The organism is Paenibacillus vini, from assembly GCF_018403325.1.
GTDB lineage: Bacteria > Bacillota > Bacilli > Paenibacillales > Paenibacillaceae > Fontibacillus > Fontibacillus vini.
The window spans coordinates 27,524-46,946 of record NZ_BOSL01000016.1 but is presented as its reverse complement, the minus strand read 5'-3'; the positions used below and the strand labels follow the sequence as shown (position 1 = coordinate 46,946).

General features: G+C 50.5%; 16 protein-coding genes. All 16 read right to left on the bottom strand.

All coding sequences use genetic code 11. The annotated features are described in order from the left end of the window. Positions 1-158 precede the first annotated feature (158 nt). On the bottom strand, positions 159-1,202 hold the full coding sequence (aroF, locus tag KJS57_RS20730; RefSeq protein WP_211025235.1) for a 3-deoxy-7-phosphoheptulonate synthase: 1,044 nt from the start codon (positions 1,200-1,202) through the stop codon (positions 159-161). 605 nt (positions 1,203-1,807) lie between these two features. Beyond that, a complete protein-coding gene (locus KJS57_RS20725; protein ID WP_213656207.1) occupies positions 1,808-2,671 on the bottom strand; it encodes a CAP domain-containing protein in 864 nt (287 codons plus the stop codon). A 446-nt stretch (positions 2,672-3,117) separates the two neighbouring features. Further along, positions 3,118-4,089: a 4-hydroxy-3-methylbut-2-enyl diphosphate reductase gene (locus KJS57_RS20720; RefSeq protein ID WP_213656205.1), complete on the bottom strand. Its 972-nt coding sequence runs from the start codon at positions 4,087-4,089 to the stop codon at positions 3,118-3,120. A 62-nt stretch (positions 4,090-4,151) separates the two neighbouring features. Continuing rightward, a complete protein-coding gene (locus tag KJS57_RS20715; RefSeq protein WP_211022145.1) occupies positions 4,152-5,609 on the bottom strand; it encodes a sensor histidine kinase in 1,458 nt (485 codons plus the stop codon). Positions 5,610-5,612: 3 nt separating this feature from the next. Beyond that, positions 5,613-6,302, bottom strand: coding sequence for a response regulator transcription factor (locus KJS57_RS20710; protein ID WP_211022144.1), 690 nt, complete (start codon positions 6,300-6,302; stop codon positions 5,613-5,615). 189 nt (positions 6,303-6,491) lie between these two features. Further along, positions 6,492-8,144 carry a S1C family serine protease gene (locus KJS57_RS20705; RefSeq protein WP_213656204.1) on the bottom strand — a complete coding sequence of 551 codons (1,653 nt, stop codon included), beginning with the start codon at positions 8,142-8,144 and terminating at the stop codon, positions 6,492-6,494. Positions 8,145-8,292: 148 nt separating this feature from the next. Continuing rightward, a complete protein-coding gene (locus KJS57_RS20700; protein ID WP_211022142.1) occupies positions 8,293-8,952 on the bottom strand; it encodes a response regulator in 660 nt (219 codons plus the stop codon). Continuing rightward, a complete protein-coding gene (locus KJS57_RS20695) occupies positions 8,949-9,992 on the bottom strand; it encodes a sensor histidine kinase (RefSeq protein WP_211022141.1) in 1,044 nt (347 codons plus the stop codon). Before KJS57_RS20695 ends, KJS57_RS20700 begins: the two co-directional genes overlap by 4 nt. A 4-nt stretch (positions 9,993-9,996) precedes the next feature. Then, entirely contained in the window at positions 9,997-10,950 is a 954-nt protein-coding gene (liaF, locus tag KJS57_RS20690) for a cell wall-active antibiotics response protein LiaF (RefSeq protein ID WP_211022140.1), read from the bottom strand. Positions 10,951-11,150: 200 nt separating this feature from the next. Continuing rightward, positions 11,151-11,312, bottom strand: a complete 162-nt coding sequence (locus KJS57_RS20685) for a hypothetical protein (RefSeq protein ID WP_213656203.1) — start codon at positions 11,310-11,312, stop codon at positions 11,151-11,153. A 117-nt stretch (positions 11,313-11,429) separates the two neighbouring features. Then, positions 11,430-12,128 carry a 3D domain-containing protein gene (locus tag KJS57_RS20680; protein WP_244861651.1) on the bottom strand — a complete coding sequence of 233 codons (699 nt, stop codon included), beginning with the start codon at positions 12,126-12,128 and terminating at the stop codon, positions 11,430-11,432. A gap of 238 nt (positions 12,129-12,366) precedes the next feature. Beyond that, a complete protein-coding gene (gene thrS, locus KJS57_RS20675) occupies positions 12,367-14,304 on the bottom strand; it encodes a threonine--tRNA ligase (RefSeq protein ID WP_213656202.1) in 1,938 nt (645 codons plus the stop codon). A 384-nt stretch (positions 14,305-14,688) separates the two neighbouring features. After that, positions 14,689-15,600: a putative sporulation protein YtxC gene (locus KJS57_RS20670; protein WP_213656200.1), complete on the bottom strand. Its 912-nt coding sequence runs from the start codon at positions 15,598-15,600 to the stop codon at positions 14,689-14,691. 105 nt (positions 15,601-15,705) lie between these two features. Continuing rightward, a complete protein-coding gene (gene mqnC / locus KJS57_RS20665; protein WP_211022134.1) occupies positions 15,706-16,842 on the bottom strand; it encodes a cyclic dehypoxanthinyl futalosine synthase in 1,137 nt (378 codons plus the stop codon). Between the two features lie 195 nt (positions 16,843-17,037). Beyond that, positions 17,038-18,228, bottom strand: coding sequence for a trans-sulfuration enzyme family protein (locus tag KJS57_RS20660; protein WP_213656198.1), 1,191 nt, complete (start codon positions 18,226-18,228; stop codon positions 17,038-17,040). Next, positions 18,221-19,408: a PLP-dependent transferase gene (locus KJS57_RS20655; protein WP_213656197.1), complete on the bottom strand. Its 1,188-nt coding sequence runs from the start codon at positions 19,406-19,408 to the stop codon at positions 18,221-18,223. Before KJS57_RS20655 ends, KJS57_RS20660 begins: the two co-directional genes overlap by 8 nt. Positions 19,409-19,423: the final 15 nt, after the last annotated feature.

The following is a 19,423-nucleotide window of genomic DNA, read 5'->3' as shown; positions in this document are numbered from 1 at the left end:
CCGCACGGGGAAAGCCGTCAATAGCCATGTAAGGTATTTTTATATCAGATGTTAGGTTTTATGACATTGAGTACAAACTAATCGACAAAAAGTATAAAAGCCCTCCCGCTTTAATATGCGGGAGAGCTTTTATAGGATAGTAAAACGCTTATTTCCGGTTAAATTTGCACTGCTTCTTTTAGGGTATCAAAACGCTTGCCTACCAATGGTGCCAGCTTCTCCAAATCCCGCAGCAACGCTGCAAATTGGTCCGGGAACAGAGACTGCACGCCGTCCCCTGTCATAGAGTTGTCCGGATCGGTATGCATCTCGATGATAAGTCCATCCGCACCGGCAGCAACAGACGCTTTTGTCATAGGCTCAACCAATTCCCTGCGTCCCGTTCCGTGACTCGGATCAGAAATGACCGGCAGATGACTTAGACTTTGAAGAACCGGAATAGCGGACAAATCAAGCGTATTACGTGTATATGTCTCGAAGGTGCGGATTCCGCGCTCGCACAGCATGACATTCGGATTGCCGCCGGCCAAAATGTATTCAGCCGCATTCAAAAACTCGTCATACGTCGCGCTGAAGCCTCGCTTAAGCAGCACTGGCTTGCCGCAAGTACCAAGCTTGCGAAGCAAATCGAAGTTTTGCATATTGCGGGTACCGACCTGAAGAATATCGGCATATTCGGCACAGACATCCACATATTCCGGCGTCATCACTTCCGTAATGGTCAGAAGTCCATGTTTCTTGCCCGCTTCCGCCATCATAACGAGCCCTTCTACCCCGACGCCCTGGAAGCTGTAAGGCCCAGTACGCGGTTTAAAGGCACCGCCGCGCAGCACTTGACCTCCGGCGGCCTTCACCAAGCTGGCGATCTCGTCGATTTGCTCAGGAGATTCCACGGCGCACGGTCCGCCCATAACGACCAGGTCGCCGCCACCGATGTTGACATCGCCGATCGAGATGACAGTGTTCTCCGGATGAAAATCGCGACTGGCCAGTTTATAAGATTTTGAAATCTTAATGACGTTCTCAACATCCTTCATCTGACGTAAATGCTCAGCCAGCTTTGGCTCGATTGCGCCGATCAATCCGATGACCGTCCGGTCCTTGCCGCGGGATACATGGGTTTGCAGTCCTTCCTTTTCAATAACGGCGATAATTTCCTGAACGCGCTCCTCGGGCGTTTGATTCGAAGTAATAACGATCATGATTCATTCATCCTTTCATCTTAACGGAATATACCCCTAGTGGGGATAGCCAATTTATTAACATTAATAAGTTCACATGGAGTACGCTATCGCGCTTGAACGCTTGTTCGCTTTTATGCTTTTATCCATTAAAGTAAATATAGCTGTTTTTGCCCGTTTCGTCAACCCCTTACGTCATTCCTTTTAGCCGAATTGATTACCATGCCTAATTAATCTATCTAATTACTCTGTCTAATTACTCTGTCTAATTACTTTGCCTCTCTACTGGCAGCTTGATTGGATAATTGACGAGTTGATTGGAAAATTTCCAATTAGATTCAGCCCAATCTCATTTTCATTGACGCTGATTGGATATTATCCAACCATTTTAACAAAACCTTCGCCTTATCCGGCATACTTGGCTTTTTCATTGGATTTTATCCAATTAGCGATGGTCATACCCTCTTCTCCTGGAGTTTCATTGGAATATTTCCAATGAAGGCAGCCTTACCTGCCTATAATAAATAAAAAACGGCGCGGAAGTATCCGCACCGTCGTTCATATTCGCATTACATTGCATCGCATTACTTATGGCTGAACCAACATTTCCGCGCACAATCTCTTGCTTATCTGCCTACGAACTCTTGCGCCCAGTATCCGTTATAATAACCGACGCCGATCAAGTTGTAATTCGCATTCATAATATTGGCACGATGCCCTTCACTGTTCATCCAGGCTTTTACAACGTCCGCAGGAGTTTTTTGTCCCATGGCAATGTTCTCTCCAGCATAGCTGTAACTAATTCCAAACTTCTTCATCATATCGAACGGAGAACCGTAGGTCGGGGAAGTATGGTCAAAATAATTGTTTTGGCTCATATCCTTCGCCTTCGCCAATGCCATATTGTTAAGTTCGGCATTTCCCGCGAGCGGCTTCAATCCCTGCTTCGCGCGCTCCTGATTCACCAGCGTGATCACCTGGGTTGCAAACTGCGATTTATCGGTGCTGGCCCCCGTGTTTGGTTGAGTTGGTTGAGTTGGTTGAGTTGGTTGAGTTGGTTGAGTTGGTTGAGTTGGTTGAGTTGGTTGAGTTGGTTGAGTTGGTTGAGTTGGTTGAGTTGGTTGAGTTGGTTGAGTTGGTTGAGTCGGTTGAGTCGGTTGAGTCTGGGAACCGGAATTACTGTCCGGCTTAGTACCTGGCTGGCTAGTCTCATTTTGCGACGAACCATTCTGGGTTGTTCCATTCTGAGTAGAGCCATTCTGGAAATTCCAATTCCCGTTAGTTCCGTTTTGAGCCGGTATTTGCTTATATATCTCATTCCAAGGAATCGAGTTGAAATAAGTGTTCCAGTTCGAAGAGAACGTGGTCTTAGAAGTATAAGTTGTATACGTTGTATTCGATTGTGCCGAAGCCGGCACCACAAGTCCAGCGGCCAAAAGAGCAGTCAATCCGCCAGTCATCATAAGTTTATTGAATCGATTTGTTTTCATGCTGTCATCTCCTTGATAGCTAGATTCATATAGTGGTTGTTCAAAAAGTCATCTTTCCATGACGAAGGAGATCATGAAGCGGATTCGACGTCGAATCTTGAATTCAGACGGGCCTTCCGTTGCTCACGTACCCCATACGCAAATGCTTACGAAGTCGTTTTCTACGAAAACGTTTAGCTCCGCTACTCAGTCCCTATCTTCATCCAACCTTCTTGGTCCTGCAGACTGACTTTTTGAACATGAACATATAGTAACAATTTTGTAATCTTTCTATCAGGAGTATAACATGAATCCCGCCGCGGGGGACCCCGCAAAACTTGGAAATGCACCCTGTCCCTTCTCGGCAAACAAAAAAACAGCCGCCCTTCGAAGAACTCTTGGGACGGCTGTTGATCGATATGATATTAAAACTGCAGGTTGATCTGGCGGGTTCTGAACCGGTCAGCCTACTGACTAACCTGTTCGGTTTTGCTCTTTGCACCGGCTTTAACCGGAGGCAGCAGCTTTTGCATATTAACCGTACGAACGATCTCCCACGTTTCCGGGTCCTCAGCATCGTATTGCTCCAGATAGGCGATGACTTCTTTTGTAATCGGCGTAGGCGTCGATGCACCGGAGGTTACCGCAACTTTTTGAATGCCTTTAAGCCACTCGGTCTTCAATTCGGACACATCCGCAATACGGTAGGCTGTCACGCCTGCAATCTCTTCTGATACCTGAGCCAAGCGGTTCGAGTTGTTGCTTCGAGGATCGCCTACAACGATCACCAAATCCGCTTGACCGGCTTGTTCCGCAACCGCTTCTTGCCGCACCTGAGTAGCCAGGCAGATTTCGTTATGGACTTCGGCGCCCGGGAATTTCTCCAGCAATTTTTTCATGATATGCTTGATATCCCATTGGCTCATCGTTGTCTGATTCGTAATTACGATCTTATCCGCCGTAATTTCCAAGGCTTCGATCTCTTCTTCCTTCTCGATCAAATGCACTCGATCGGGCGCAACGCCAACGGCGCCTTCCGGCTCAGGATGTCCCTTCTTGCCGATATAGACGACATCATACCCTTCGGCCACCTTCTCCTTGATCAGAACATGCGTCTTTGTGACGTCGGGACAGGTGGCGTCCACGGTAGTAAGCCCCTTATCTCTGGCAAGCTTGCGAACCTCCGGTGACACGCCATGCGCCGTGAAAATCACGGTGCCGCTCTCCACCTGATTCAAAATCTCCATCCGGTTAGGACCATCCAGAGTGATGATGCCTTCGTCCTCAAAGGAATTCGTGACATGACTGTTATGGACGATCATGCCCAATATATAGATCGGGCGCGGAAGATCGAGGTTTTTGGCGGCCTGTCTGGCCAGTACCATCGCATCGACGACCCCGTAGCAATATCCGCGCGGCGAGATTTTAATAACTTCCATTGTCGTATCCCTGCTTTCTCGTTCCCGGTTTTCCTGACGGAGGGAACCTCCTCTATTATAGCTTATTCCGGCAAGGCGTTAAAGACGGCCGGAAGCCAGATAATAAATGTCGTTCCCTCACCAAATTTGGTCATGACCTCAACCGATCCGCCATGCTCATCGATAATCCATTTGGCGATCGACAGTCCCAGACCGATGCCTGGCGTTACGCCACGGGATGGGTCGGCCCGATAAAAGCGATCGAAAATATGAGGAACTTCGCTCCGATCCATGCCGATTCCGGTATCGGCGACCCGGATCCCGATTTGTTCTCCGGCCCGGATCGCATCGATCGTCACGCTTCCTTCGGCCGTATACTTGAACGCATTCTCAATAAAAATAAAGAGCATCTGCTGCAAATAGTCCTTGCTTCCGATGATGCTTGCCCCTTCAAGAACTTTTAGATCGCCCTGCACCCAAACTGCTTCCCGCGGCAGGAACTGAGCTCTGCGGACCACTTCTTCAACGAGAGGGAGAAGCGGCACCATGTTCCGTTCAATCGTCTGTCCGGCATCCGCCCGGGCAAGGGACAGCATGTCGTTGACGAGCCGGCTCATCCGCTGCGACTCATCTGCGATATCGCTCACCGCATCCAACGACAGACTGCGAAGCTGTTCTTCGTCCATAGGAGGGCGCGCCCCTTCTTCGCCGGACCATACCTTTTTCAGCAGATCGACATTTCCGCGAATCGTCGTCAGCGGGGTCCGCAGCTCATGGGAGGCATCCGACACAAACCGCCGCTGCGCGGAATACGCTTCATCCAGTTCATTATAGAAGCCTTCCGTTCTGGCGAGCATGCTGTTGACCGTACCGATTAGTCGTCCGATTTCGTCATTCGGACCGTCATAATCGATCCGTACGCTGAGGTCGTTCCCGGTCTGGATTCCGTTCGCCGCCTCGATGACCTTGCCGATCGGCGCCATCGATTTCCGCGCCAGGAATAGCCCAAACGTACTCGCCACTAACAAGGTTATAGACGAGCCGATCAACAGAATCGTTTTCATCCGCTCCATCAGCCGGTCCTCGGCGTTCGTATCCGCGGCTAGCTGGAGCAAGCCGACAATCGTATCATCCAGATAGACGGCCCGTTCGTACAAAATATATGAGTTTCCATTAATCGTAATCTTTTGGAACAGGCCTTTCTTGCCAATATCTTCGATAGCCGGTACAGGAAATGCAATGTCCCGTTCCTGCAATCCTTGCGAGCGGCGCATCAATCCCACCGCATAATTGTTGAGCTGCCAGAAGATGCGGGCATCCTCCAACCGAAGCGCCTGTTTGGGGGTCAACTGAAGATCCCATCCCTGCGTCAACGTGACATTTTGCGAACTAAGGATTTGATCGGCCTGATCATCGACCTTCTTTTTGACCTCTTCATAAGTATAATAACGAACAAATCCATAAATCGAAGCGCCGAACAAGATCAGCGTAACTGCCAAAATTCCCGTATACCAAGCGGTTAGCCGCCATCTCATGGACATCTTCTAGGAGTCTCCTCTCAGTATGTAGCCTGCGCCGCGGATTGTCTGGATCACCCTTTTGCCGCCATACTCCTCCGTTTTTTGCCTTATCATCGCTATATATACTTCCAGGACATTGGACTCTCCGCTGTAATCATAACCCCAAATTTTATCCATAATTAAGTCGCGGGTAAGCAGCCGCCGCGGATTTTGCATGAACAAATGAAGCAAATCGAATTCTTTGGCCGTCAGCTCCAAACGCTGTCCGGACCGCAGTACTTCACGGGAGTCCAGATCCATTACAATATCTTCAAATATCAGCCGATGATCGGCCGATTCTCCGGCCGGTTCTTTTCTCCGCAACAAGGCGCGTACCCGGGCGAGAAGCTCCTCCAGCGCAAACGGCTTGACCAGATAATCATCTGCCCCCGTATCCAGGCCCTTCACCCGGTTTTCCACCTCGTCTTTGGCGGTCAGCATCAATACAGGAACCGTGCTTCCCCCTTCCCGTAACCTGCGGCACACCTCAAAACCGTCGATTTGCGGCATCATCACATCCAGAATGATCAAATCCGGATCAGCCGTCAGAACCATCGACAAGCCTTCCGCTCCATTTCGGGCCGTATGTACGTCATACCCCTCAAATGCCAATCCCCGCCGCAGCATAGAGGTAATTTTCTCGTCATCATCTATAACCAGAATTGCGGATCTCATCTAACCCTCACTCCTTTAATCAGCAGATCATCATTCCTGCCGCCTTCAATACATCTATCTATATTCTAGCAAAAAGCACCGGGCTTTTCCGCTTCATCAGCGATTTGGATCAAAGCCCCCACAGCTTAGAAAAAGCGGCAGGCTATAGCCTGCCGCCTCTCTTCCAAGCCGGATTAACGGCTCTCCTTGCTATTCGAGATTCGCGAACTCATTTTTGTCGCCGATCGTAATGTCCAGATCCAGCTTCCGGCCGTCGCGAACAACGTTAAATGTCACCTTGTCGCCAACCTGCTGTTTCTGAATGTACTCGATCAAAGCTTCCTTGGTTGCAAACCCTTTGCCGTCCGCACCGGTAATGATGTCGTAAGGGCGAAGGTCGGCATTATAGGCCGGGGATTTGAATACGATGTCCGATACGACGGAGCCTTCCTTCACATCGGTCCCCATTTGCTTCGCAACTTCATCAGTCATCGTCATCAGCGTTGCGCCGATAAACGGAACCGGTTTTTTCGGGATTTTCTCATTGTTCTTCAGCTTGTCGAGCACTTCCGTGATCGTGCTTGTAGGAATCGCAAACCCGATGCCCTGAGCATCCGAGCTGACCGCCACGTTAATCCCGACCACTTCCCCGTTCAGATTCAACAGCGGGCCGCCGGAGTTGCCGGGGTTGATCGATGCATCCGTTTGAAGCAGGTGCTCATATTCGCGGTTCTTTTCGCCGTTTTCTCCGGCAATCGTGATGCCGCGTTCCTTCGCGCTAAGCACGCCGGCCGTTACGGTGTGGTCAAATCCTTGCGGGTTCCCGATGGCGACCAGCCACTCGCCGACTTCCGTACTATCGGAATTCGCGAGCGGGATCGAAGGGAAGTTGCCGTCGCCTTCAATCTTCAATACGGCCAAATCCAATTCATAGCTTGTGCCAAGCACCTTGGCTTCATACGGTTTATCCGTATCCTGCACCGTGACTTGAACGACATCGGCGTTATGCACGACATGCTCATTAGTCAAAATATAACCGGTCTTATCGAAAATAAAGCCCGAGCCAATGCCTGTTGGAACCAGTTGATCGGAGCCCGAGGATGATCCGTTGTCTCCCGAGCCGCTGCCACCGCCGGAGTATCCATCACCGAAGAAATAGCGGTAGAACGGATCGTTGCTGTAAGGACTCGTCGAGCTGCCCTGTTTGCTGGAGTTGACCAAGGTTTCAATCTTCACGACCGCAGGTCCGGCCTGCTGGACAACATTAGTTACATCACCGGGATTCGTAATCGGATAAAGCGCCTGCGTAGCCTTTGACGAAGAGGTACTGCTTCCGCTCTCCTTCGTACTGCTGCTGTTAGTAGAAGCAGGAGCGGATGCCGACACACTAGCCTCCGGCTGATCCCCTGTGAACAGGTTCTGGTGATCCGCATACACCATCGCACCTGTCATAATCAGCATTCCTGCCAGCACGCCGGCAATCACCGATTTGACCGAGGATTTCTTAGGCGGTTTGTTAAACTGCCAGTTTCCCGGATTTTTAGACGAAGCGGCTCCTCTTCCGTCCCCGTTCGCTCCGCCTCCGACTCCGCCCGCAGAGGAACGAATTTCATAAGAAGCGGGAATCGGGCGAACCGGTTGCGGTCTTGTGATTTCCACTTCTTCCGGCTGCCGGCGGTCATAAGAAGGACTTCCTTGATCGCTGCCTTCGCCGTTTCCATAGGATTGGAATGGTCCGTACGAGTAGTAGTATGATGAGCCCGAACCTTCCGATTCCCGGGACTTGTCGTAATTATTTTCATTTGCGTTAGTATTATTGCCATCCCCGAAAGGCTGACCTGATTTGTTTCTTTCCTCGTCCATGGTGATATTCCCTCCTTCCCCCGCACGGTGCAGGGGGTATCTTGTTTTCTTGTTCTTATTTTGTACTATAAACCTTAAGCGTACCTTAAAAACAATTAAAAAGAAGATAAAAGCGAAAGAATAACATATAAGATCAAATAATCAGAAATTAACTGCCGGAGACCCATCCTTGTCGATGCGCATGGATCGCCAGCTGTGTCCGGTCCTCCAGCTCACATTTCATCAGCAGATTGCTGACATGGGTCTTGACCGTTTTAATACTGATATGAAGTTCCTCGGCGATATCTTTATTGCTCTTCCCTTCGGCAATCAGCAAGAGCACTTCCTTTTCCCGCTCGGTCATGCCCGAATCGTCGCCCTGAACGCTCCGCTGGCGAAGCCCCCGGGTCAAAGCCTGGGCCACGTCCCCCGTCATCACCGGCATCCCCCGGTAAGCTCCTTGCAGGGCATAGATCAATTCTTCCGCGGACACGGTTTTCAGCACATAGCTGACCGCTCCCGATTCCACAGCCTGTACTACCAGGTCATCCTCCAAAAAGCTCGTCAAAATTACAATCTTCATCCCTGGGAAGCGGCTAAGCACTTCCTTGGTGGCTTCGGCGCCGTTCATAACAGGCATCATTAAATCCATCAGAATGATGTCCGGCTGTCCTTGAGGAATTCCCCGCTCCAATACGGCAACCGCATCCTGGCCGTTCGCAGCCTCGGCGATCACCTCGAAACCCGGATCAAGCATCAGATAAGTTTTAAGTCCCATTCGCACCATATCATGATCGTCAACGATCATTACTTTAATCTTATCGCTCATTCCCGTTCTCCCCTTTTGCTATCTTCGAACTTTGGAATATGTACCCTGATCGTCGTTCCCGCACCGGGTTTACTTATGATTTCCACATGTCCTCCGAGCTTTTCCGCCCGCTCTCTCATCGTGGTAAGCCCGTAGGAACCCTGCTTCTGATAAGTACTGCTGAATCCTTGCCCGTCGTCGCTGATACTGAGCACCACCTGCCTAGGCCCCTCGCGCAGCGACAAGCTTACCAGCTTGGCTCCCGCATGCTTGACGATATTGGCCATGGCTTCCTGCACGATCAGGAACAATTGATGCTCCTTCGCTTCGGACATGTCGCCATGCAAATCCATATCCTTGATTCCCTTAAGCCCGTTCTGCCTGCAATAGTCGGGGAACCACTGATCCAGCGCCTCCGCCAGCGTTTTGCCGACCAATTCCATCGGACGGAGCTGGGCGATCAAAGCTCGCATCTGTTTTTGGGCCGTGTTGGACATCAGGATCAGCTGGTCCATCACAAGATGAGCCTGCTCCTCGTTATTTTCCAGCACTTTTGGAAGGGAGGAAGCGGCCATATGAATCGCAAACAGCTGCTGGCTAACCGTATCATGCAGATCACGGGCCAGTCTCCTGCGCTCTTCCAAAACCGCCTTTTCCGCGGCCTGTTCTTTCTCCATAACTTCCTTCTCGCCCAATTGCTGCAGCAACTGCATCTTTTTCTCTACCGCATCCGTCATATTGTTGAATTCCTGATAAACCCCGGCAAATGTCTGATCGACAGTCTCCGGCATGCGTACGGATAAATTCCCCTTAGCCACTTGGAGCATGTTCAGGTGCATCGGATCGATCCGGCCTTGAATACGCCGCCCTGCGACATAACCAATAATGAGCGTCAAAACGACGACCCCCGCCACATCGTAAATCCATACCCGGGAGTCATGGACGACAATGACCCCGGTTATGGTTCCGATATAGAGAGTAATCGCCGCCAAACTGCCTGTCAGTAAGAAGAAAAGCAGAAGCTCCCATTTTGTATTCTTTAAAATCCGCTGTACTATCATATTCTTAGCCCACCATATTCACTTTTACATCGCCAATGAATACGCTCACGACCAGTTTTACCCGTTTGCTGGCCTCGCCGTAGTACGGAGATTGGGCATCGACATTGCTCATGAATCCGCCCTGCTTCTGGTTCAGCACCTTCAAATCGCCGATAAATGCGCTGGAATTTGCGGTAATTCCGATATCCATATCTTCAGGAATGAATACTTTCACGTCCCCGATAAAAGCGGATACGTTGATTTTCGTTTCACCATAAGGAATCTGTGCTTTCGTTAAATCGATGATCGTGTCCCCGATAAAATGGGAAATGTTCGTCGGATGCAGTTCAAAATAATCCTGCCCCAAGTGAACGTCTCCAATGAAACCCGACTTGTTCACGATCTCTGGCTTGCCGGTTGAACCGTTGCCCATCCCGAACGAGTCATAGCGCTGTTTCTCATGCTTGTATTTGAATTTGTCTTCTTTCTTCGCCTCGTCCTTCTCAAGCCCGCCAAAAATCGAATCCAGCGGGGATTCCATCTCCGGAATGTACTTATTATTCAGCGGTGGTACCGGTGGTCTCGATGGCGGCGGCGGTGGCGGTGGCGGAAAATTCCGATCACGGTCGTTTCGGCTGTGGCCTGGTTTAAACAGGACGAACAGTCCTCCGACGATAAGCGCAAGCGGGAAAAAGAATTTAAAGAAATCTCCCGGCGACAACGAGATCAAATCAAGATTATTGGCCAGAAAATAGCCCCCGATAACGATCAATATCGCGCTCCCGATGAAGCTCGATCCTCTCCACTGCCCATTTCCGAGCTGGCTAAGCCCGCCTAGTATTAAAAACACGGGCCAGTAGGTTGAGAAAAGATAACCCAGGCTCAGGTCAGTAATTCCTAATTGGTTCAATAAAAATATCCCGCCGACAGAGATCAGCACCAGGCCTCCTATCAGCCGTCCCAACAATCCGTTTCTCATTGCATTTCCCTCCAAATGGTTCATTCCTGAATCTGTTAAACCTATTGTAACGGATTCCCGGGAAGGGCAACAGCGGCGCGAGGTGGAACCTTGTCTCGGTCTCGGGACCGAGGGGTTTTACTTTTTTATCCAAATAAATAAAAAGAGACGCTTCCGGCCCACTTAAAAATGGGCGGAAAACGTCTCTGGATGCTTCAATATTATTGTTGTTGTTGTCCTGCACCCTTGTTCATTGCAGCATTACGGGATGCTTTTACTTTTTGAGCAATCGTTGCATTGGATTCTTCAGCGAACTCGGCATTATACTTCTCGTTCGGTGTTTTATAGCCAGGAGAAGCTGCCTTGTTTTTTTGATTCGGCATGAAATTTCACCTCCCTTTGCATAAAGCGCAGGCATTGGATATGCCTTGGCGGCCGTTTGTTATGGCCACGTCCCTTATTATGCTTACAGGTAAAGTGAAATATTCAGGCTCAGGTCTCTAGATCGCCTGGTCCCATACCTTATCGGAAAACTCCTTGTCGACTTCCATCGCTTTGCCCAATTTGTTAAGCATCGCTTCCGTCAGCTTGCCGTTTCCTTTACGAATAACCTGGACCTCGACTTCCTTCTTGCCCCATTCTTTGAATACCTGTTTGGTCGTTTTGAAGTAAAGGTCAATTTTGTTGCCTTTAATTGCCGATCCTTTGTCCGCGACTACGCCGTAGCCGTACCCTGGAATATAAAGAATGGTACCGAGCGGAAATACTTTTAAATCCGCGGCAATCGTAGATATCGTATCTTTATCCCGGCGAACCTTTACCCCGGAATACGTGATCCCGTATTGAGGATGACTCGGCTTCTTGCCTGTCGATTCAAACCCGGCTGTATAACCGGTAGCCATAACCTTGACCGTTTGAACCTTCTTTTTGGCCGCCTCGGGCTTGACCTCTTGGGTCTTCTTCTCCAGGAAAAGCGAGTGAATCGAACCGTACGCTCTTTCTCCCTCCGGCTGGATGTGCTTAAGTATTTCCTGCTGTCGGGCATGCTCCCGGTATTCCTGGAGCACATATTGATTATATTGACTCTTCGACATTTCGGCCGTAGTGGCATAAGTTGTACTCTCTGCGGCTATTCCATGGAGTAGAAAAACGACTACAAAACTTAGCGCAACTCTCCGCCACAAATTAAATTGACGCATATGAAAACCTCCCCCTTATTCCGAAGGGTTTCCACATGCGCCACAGTTTATACATTATAGATTGTGATCAAACGAAAAACTTCAAGATCAAAAGACGACTTTTTGAACTACCTTTTTTAAATCAATGTTCAAAAATCGGCTTTTCAGCACCGAGAAGGCTCTGCTGAATTCAAGATTCGATGCCGATTAAGCTTCAACGAATTACTTCGTGATCAAAAGCCGTTTTTTTGACTTCCGCTTAGATTACGTGATTGCGGATTTCGTCTTGGAGGAGTGCCAGCACCTCATCCAGTGCCTTCGCGCCGAGGTTCCCTTCGCCGCGTTTGCGGACGGAGACGCTGCCGCTGCTCTTCTCGTTTTCGCCGACTACGAACATGTAAGGGATCTTTTCCAGCTGCGCTTCACGGATTTTATAACCGAGCTTTTCGTTACGCAAATCGCTCTCAATCCGAATACCACCAGCGCGCAATTTGTCTTCAACAGCACGCGCATAATCATCGAATGCTGTAGATACCGGAATGATTTTCGCTTGAACCGGCGCCAGCCAGAGCGGCAGGTTACCTGCAAAGTTCTCAAGCAGGAAGGCCGAGAAGCGTTCCATCGTACCGAGGATGCCCCGATGAAGGACAACCGGACGGTGCTTCGCGCCGTCGTCTCCGACATACTCCAGCTCAAAGCGTTCCGGAAGCAAGAAGTCGATTTGAATCGTAGACAATGTTTCTTCTTTTCCGAGAGCTGTCTTAACCTGTACGTCCAGCTTCGGACCATAGAAAGCCGCTTCCCCTTCGGCTTCAAAGAACGGAAGCCCCGCTTCCTCTACTACTTCACGCAGCATGCGTTGAGCGGTATTCCACATCTCGTCGTTCGCAAAATATTTCTCCGTATCCTGAGGGTCCCGGTAGGACAGACGGAAACGATACTCTTTGATACCGAAGTCGCTGTAAACCTGCTTGATCAGATCCAGCACGCGTGTGAATTCGCTCTTGATTTGATCCAAACGGCAGAAGATATGAGCGTCATTCAAAGTCATGGAACGTACCCGGTGAAGCCCTGTCAAGGCGCCGGACATTTCATAGCGGTGCTGCATGCCGAGCTCGGCGATCCGGATCGGAAGATCACGGTAGCTTCTCATGTCGCTCTTATAAACCATCATGTGATGCGGGCAGTTCATCGGACGAAGCACGAATTCCTCCGTGTCGATCGTCATTTTCGGGAACATGTCATCCTGGTAGTGCTCCCAGTGTCCCGAAGTTTTGTACAGGTCCACATTCCCGAGAACCGGAGTGTAAACATGTTGATAGCCGAGGCGTTCTTCAATGTCAACGATATAGCGTTCCAGCGTCCGGCGCAGCGTAGCGCCTTTTGGCAGCCAGATCGGCAGGCCTTGTCCGACAAGATTGTTGAACGTAAAAATGTTCAATTCTTTACCAAGCTTGCGGTGATCGCGTTTCTTGGCTTCTTCCAGCATATGCAAATGATGATCCAGCTCCGCTTTCTTTACGAAGGCAGTTCCGTAAATCCGCTGAAGCATCTTGTTGTCACTGTTACCGCGCCAGTAAGCGCCCGCCACGCTAAGCAGCTTGAACACTTTGATTTTGCCGGTGGATGGAACATGCGGTCCGCGGCAAAGGTCGAAAAATTCGCCTTGATCATAGATAGAAAGAACGCTATCTTCAGGCAGGTCACGGATCAATTCCAGCTTGTACGGATCGCCAAGTTCGGTAAAGATCGCGACAGCTTCTTCCCGGCTGACTTCGCGGCGGATAATCGGCAGATTTTCTCCGATGATTCGCTCCATTTCTTTTTCGATCTTTTGCAGATCTTCGGGATTGAGCGGATGCTCCAAATCCATATCGTAATAGAATCCGTCCTCAATAACAGGGCCGATTCCGAGCTTCACTTCTTTGCCGCCAAACAGGCGTTTGACCGCCTGCGCCATCAAGTGGGCTGTGCTATGGCGCATAATTTCCAGACCGTCCTGGGAATCCAAGGTAATAATTTCTACCTTTGCCCCGTCTTCCAGCTTCGTATTCAAGTCAACGGCCTTACCGTTGATTTTGCCGGCTACCGCATTCTTGCGCAAGCCGCTGCTGATGGAGGCAGCTACATCCTCCAGAGTGCTTCCTTCAGCGTATTCCCGGACCGAGCCGTCCGGCAGCGATACATTAATTGCCATAGTTAATTCCTCCCGTAAATGATTAATGATTATAGTCCGGGAATCGGACAACAAAAAAAGCCCGCCCCGGAAAGGGACGAGCATGATTTACCCGTGGTTCCACCCTAATTCGGCGTCAGTGCTTCCGCAAAGACAACCCTTATTCGGCATTATGTAACGGTAATGAACCGGCGGTCCCTAATGTGTCCACAGGCAAGGACTGGTTCGGAATCGCAGCTACAAAGGGGTAAACCAAAACCGGAGCATAAGGGAATTTCAGCCGGGTTCCCTCTCTCTGCACTGTCCGTTGTTTCTGGTTCATGTCTTTGTCAACGCTGTTGCTCAATGTAAGCAAATTTGAATCACGTGTAATTATAAAACGAATACGTTGCCTCGTCAAGAACCCTATGTCCCTTGATCCAGTCGTCTTGATTCCTGATGAAACATCTGGCATGGAGGGCAGTGCAAACAAACCTCTGCACGGTCACCGAAGATGCGGCGGATCGTCGAAATGATCTGTGCCTCGGGATGAAGCGTGTGGATCATGATCCGATTGGGGGCCAACGAGATAAGGGTGCTGACGATCATATCCTCCATCTCCATCTCCTGATCTGCTATATTGGCCACCACCCCTCCACAAGGAGGCGCGCTGATCTTAGTGAATTCCTCATTCAGGATACTGAATTCATGATCTTGCTTATGCATCAAATGGATAAGCGGGGTTAGCGGTTCTTGAAAATGAACAAAATATTGCAGCAAATGGATGAATTCCTCGTACTGCTGATCCAGCAAATATTCCTCCATGGCGACATCCACAGTTTCGCGCAGCTTGTCCCTATAATCCTGAAGCCGGAATGCAATAAACCCGTCCAGATCCAGGTACGAGTTCTCCTGCAAATATCCCTTGAGAACATGATAAATCCCGTCCATCCGTCTCCGTCTTGCCGCTTGATCGCCCTCTTCCGGGCCCGCAAGCAGCTTTCGGCAGGACTCTTCCGCTGCAAGACCTTCATCGCGTGTAGCAAACGAATACTGGGCCCATGCGATTTTCAGGGCCAAGCTTTCCTCCAGCACTTCCACGATATATCTGGAGATCCCTCGAGCGAGTCCTTCCTTAATTTTATGATCCAGCTTCATATCGCCAGAGGGTCGGGATATCGTCAAATTCATTACGTTCCCTTCCGTGGTGTACCGGAGATCCCCCCGGGCGGCCGCTTTATGTAATGCACTTCCGGGTTCGCCGATACCGATATAATCAAGGAGCTGTTGTTCCGATTGTAAGCTTTTCATGTCCGCACGCAACGAAAAAAAATCCATAAGCTCTCCCCTTTCGCTTCCTTCCCAAAGTATATGGCGGGAGGGAAACGGATATACGGGGCGGGCCTATGGAAAGATAGCCAGCATTACCAAATGAATAATTAATTAATTTTGCATGATAAAGTCGCGTTCAATACTGGAGTCCTTATCAAATACGCGAAGGATTTCATATTTCGTATTCCGTTGGGCCGGCGTTTTGCCTGCCGAGCGGATGATCGACAAGATCGACTCGATGTTAACCTTGTACGTAGCACCGGCGGAGGATACGACATTTTCTTCAATCATCGTACTTCCAAAATCATTGCAACCATACTGCAGGGACAACCTGCCGACTTCTGGTCCCATCGTAACCCAGGAGGACTGCAGATTCTTAATATTGTCGAGGACGATCCGGCTGATCGCTACGGTCTTCAAGTAAGATTCCGGCGTCTGGCGGTCCACCTTGAGATTGGTGTTGTCCGGCTGGAACGTCCAAGGAATAAAGGCAAGGAAGCCTTCGGACGGATATCCGTTCTGAATGCACTCGTCCTGCGCTTCGCGGACACGAAGCAGGTGAAGCGCGCGCTCTTCCATCGATTCACCGAAGCCGATAACCATGGTCGCGGTTGTATTCATGCCGATCCGGTGAGCCGTCTGCATCACATCCATCCAATCGCGCCAGGAACCTTTCGCCCGACTGATTTTACGCCGGGTACGGTCATCGAGAATTTCCGCTCCGCCGCCGGGCAGCGAATCCAATCCCGCCGCATGAATCTCGCGCAGCACTTCCTCGAGAGAAAGTCCGTTAGAAACTTCCTTCATTTTCAAAATTTCCGCAGGAGAGAACGAATGCATCGTAATTTCCGGGAATCTGGCCTTGATGGCTTTCAACAAATCCGTGTAGTAGCTGAACGGCAAATTCGGATTGGTTCCGCCCTGCATCAGAATTTCGGTTCCGGCAACATCGATCGTTTCCTGGATTTTTTGAAAAATAGTCTCATCGGGCAGCACATAGCCTTCTTCCGAGCCCGGACGACGATAAAATGCGCAAAACCGGCAATACACGTCGCAAACATTCGTATAGTTTACGTTCCGTCCAATGACGAAGGTCGTCACCGGGTCGGGATGCTTCCGCTCCATTAAAATGTTGGCCACATGACCCATTTTCTCCACTTCGTCCGACTCAAACAGCTTGATCGTATCTTCAAGGTCGAGGCGCTCCCCTTGCAGCGCCTTGTCTAAAATATGATTAATTGCGGTCATTTGGCTGCCTCCTAGCGTTTTCCTAATAGTGTGAGTTCAAAAAGTCGACTTTTTGAACTACATCTGATAAATAATCAAAAAATTCCAAAACCATACCAGATAATCGTAACACAATCATCTTCATTATAAAATAACCTCCCGGAATTTAGAACAGCACCCGATCCAAGCTCGGGTGCTGTTAAGGAGGCGAATGTATTAGCTGTTCTTCAGCGCCTGTTCCAGATCGGCGATCAAATCGCCGATATCTTCAAGACCGACGGAGAAGCGCAGCAAGCCGTCGGTAATGCCGCGCTCATGCCGGACTTCCTGCGGCATGGACGCATGTGACATCATGGCCGGGTACGACAGGATGCTTTCGACAGCGCCAAGGCTGACGGCCACAAGCGGAAGCCGGACCTTGCTCAGCACTTGCTTCGCCCGCTCGCCCGAGCCGACGTCGAACGATACGACCGCGCCGTAGCCGGTCGATTGCCGTTCCTGAATTTCACGACCCGGGTGTTCAGGCAGGCCTGGATAAAACACGGCGTCAATATCGTCCCGCCGGCTCAACCAATCGGCAAGCTTGCGAGCACTGATTTCGCTGTGCGCCATTCGCGCGCCAAGCGTCTTCATGCCCCGCATCAGCAGCCAGGAATCCTGGGCACCAAGCACGGTGCCGAGACCGTTCTGCAAGTATTTCAGACGGTTCCCCAACGACTCGTTCCGGGCCACAGCCAGACCGGCCAGAACATCGCTATGCCCGCCCAGGAATTTCGTCGCGCTGTGCAGCACGATATCTACGCCAAGCTCAATAGGCCGCTGGTAGTACGGTGTCATAAATGTGTTGTCAACGATGCTGAGCAAGTCATTTTCCTGAGCCCACTTCGCGATCATGGAGAGGTCCGTGATTTTAAGGGTCGGATTGGACGGCGTCTCCATAAACACGGCCTTCGTATTCGGCTTCAGCGCCGCTTGAACTGCGGCAAAATCCGTCATGTCGACGAAGGTCGCCTCAATGTTCATCCGGCTTAATATATTGGTAAGCAACCGATATGTACCGCCGTATACATCTTCCGTCACAATCAGATGATCGCCGGCCGAAAACAGCATGAACGTGGTCGAGATCGCCGCCATACCGCTGGCAAACGCCAATCCGCGCGAACCGCCCTCGAGAACCGCTATATAATCTTCCAACGCCTGACGGGTCGGATTGCCCGAACGGCTATAGTCGTATTCCGGCGGGTTAAAGATGTCGTGATGATGGAAAGTGGATGCCTGGTAGATCGGGACGCTGGACGCCCCCGTAGCGGCGTCGACTTCATTTCCGAAGTGGATCAGCTTCGTATCGAATTTCTTGGCCGGTAATTCCGGCGATCCGCCTTGCTGAGATTGTCCGCTATCACTCATTCCCTTGACCTCCTTCGACTTCCAGCCGAGCTGCCTCGAGTGCCTGACCCAGGTCCGCGATCAAATCCTCAGCATGCTCAATACCTACCGAGAAGCGGAGCAACCGGTCGTCTACACCGACCGCTTCGCGGATTTCCACAGGAATGTCGGCGTGGGTCTGAACTGCCGGATAAGTCATCAGCGATTCCACACCGCCCAGACTTTCCGCAAAAGCGATCAATTCCAGGTGCCGGAGCACGGGCTCAACATAACGGGCATCGGTTACTTTAAAAGCAAAGATCCCCGTATTGCCGCTGGCTTGCTTCTTTTGAATATCATGACCCGGATGATCCGGCAGTCCGGGATGGAACACCTCCGCGATTTGCGGATGCTGCTGCAAGTATTTCGCGACGGCGAGCGCATTGCTCTCATGGCGTTCCATTCTCAGTGCCAAGGTCTTCATGCCGCGCATAAGCTGATAGGAGTCGGTTGGGCTGAGCACTGCACCGATGGAATTGTGAAGAAAAGCGATCTCGCGTGACAATTCTTCACCCTTCGTGATAATCAAGCCGGCAAGCACATCGTTATGGCCGCCCAAATATTTGGTCGCACTGTGGACGACAATATCCGCGCCAAGTTCAAGCGGGCGCTGAAAATATGGCGTCAACAGCGTATTATCCACAACGGTCAGCAGCTGATGACGCTTCGCCCAAACAGTAACCGCCTCAATGTCGGTAATCATCATCAACGGATTGGTCGGAGTTTCAATGAATACCGCTTTCGTATTCGGTTTGCGCTCGCTCTCAAGGGCGTCCAAATCGTTGGTATCCACATAGGAAGCGCTAATTCCGAACCTGGACAATATCCGCTCCAGCAACCGGTAAGTTCCTCCGTACAAATCAAGCGATACGATCAGATGATCGCCCTGGGAAAATAAGCTGAATACAGTCTGCAGCGCGGCCATACCCGAACTGCAGGCAAATCCCGCGTCCCCGCATTCGAGTGCCGCGGAAGCTTCTTCAAGTACGGTTCGGGTCGGGCTCTTCGTACGGGAATAATCAAATCCCGTGCTCTGACCGAGCCGCGGATGCCGGAACGCTGTCGCTTGATATATCGGGTAGTTTACCGCACCCGTGACCGGCTCTTCTACCGAACCGATTTGTGCCAATCTGCTCTCCAAATGCCATTTGTTCTCTTTCACCTTGAATACCCCTCC

Bases quoted from the DNA above. Each gene is read 5' to 3' on its own strand.
- KJS57_RS20685 (WP_213656203.1), bottom strand. From the start codon at position 11,312: ATGCCGAATCAAAAAAACAAGGCAGCTTCTCCTGGCTATAAAACACCG.
- mqnC (WP_211022134.1), bottom strand. From the start codon at position 16,842: ATGACCGCAATTAATCATATTTTAGACAAGGCGCTGCAAGGGGAGCGC.
- KJS57_RS20700 (WP_211022142.1), bottom strand. From the start codon at position 8,952: ATGAGCGATAAGATTAAAGTAATGATCGTTGACGATCATGATATGGTG.
- KJS57_RS20705 (WP_213656204.1), bottom strand. From the start codon at position 8,144: ATGGACGAGGAAAGAAACAAATCAGGTCAGCCTTTCGGGGATGGCAAT.
- KJS57_RS20715 (WP_211022145.1), bottom strand. From the start codon at position 5,609: ATGTCCATGAGATGGCGGCTAACCGCTTGGTATACGGGAATTTTGGCA.
- KJS57_RS20670 (WP_213656200.1), bottom strand. From the start codon at position 15,600: ATGGATTTTTTTTCGTTGCGTGCGGACATGAAAAGCTTACAATCGGAA.
- thrS (WP_213656202.1), bottom strand. From the start codon at position 14,304: ATGGCAATTAATGTATCGCTGCCGGACGGCTCGGTCCGGGAATACGCT.
- KJS57_RS20695 (WP_211022141.1), bottom strand. From the start codon at position 9,992: ATGATAGTACAGCGGATTTTAAAGAATACAAAATGGGAGCTTCTGCTT.
- KJS57_RS20725 (WP_213656207.1), bottom strand. From the start codon at position 2,671: ATGAAAACAAATCGATTCAATAAACTTATGATGACTGGCGGATTGACT.
- KJS57_RS20710 (WP_211022144.1), bottom strand. From the start codon at position 6,302: ATGAGATCCGCAATTCTGGTTATAGATGATGACGAGAAAATTACCTCT.
- KJS57_RS20680 (WP_244861651.1), bottom strand. From the start codon at position 12,128: ATGCGTCAATTTAATTTGTGGCGGAGAGTTGCGCTAAGTTTTGTAGTC.
- liaF (WP_211022140.1), bottom strand. From the start codon at position 10,950: ATGAGAAACGGATTGTTGGGACGGCTGATAGGAGGCCTGGTGCTGATC.
- KJS57_RS20720 (WP_213656205.1), bottom strand. From the start codon at position 4,089: ATGGAAGTTATTAAAATCTCGCCGCGCGGATATTGCTACGGGGTCGTC.
- KJS57_RS20660 (WP_213656198.1), bottom strand. From the start codon at position 18,228: ATGAGTGATAGCGGACAATCTCAGCAAGGCGGATCGCCGGAATTACCG.
- aroF (WP_211025235.1), bottom strand. From the start codon at position 1,202: ATGATCGTTATTACTTCGAATCAAACGCCCGAGGAGCGCGTTCAGGAA.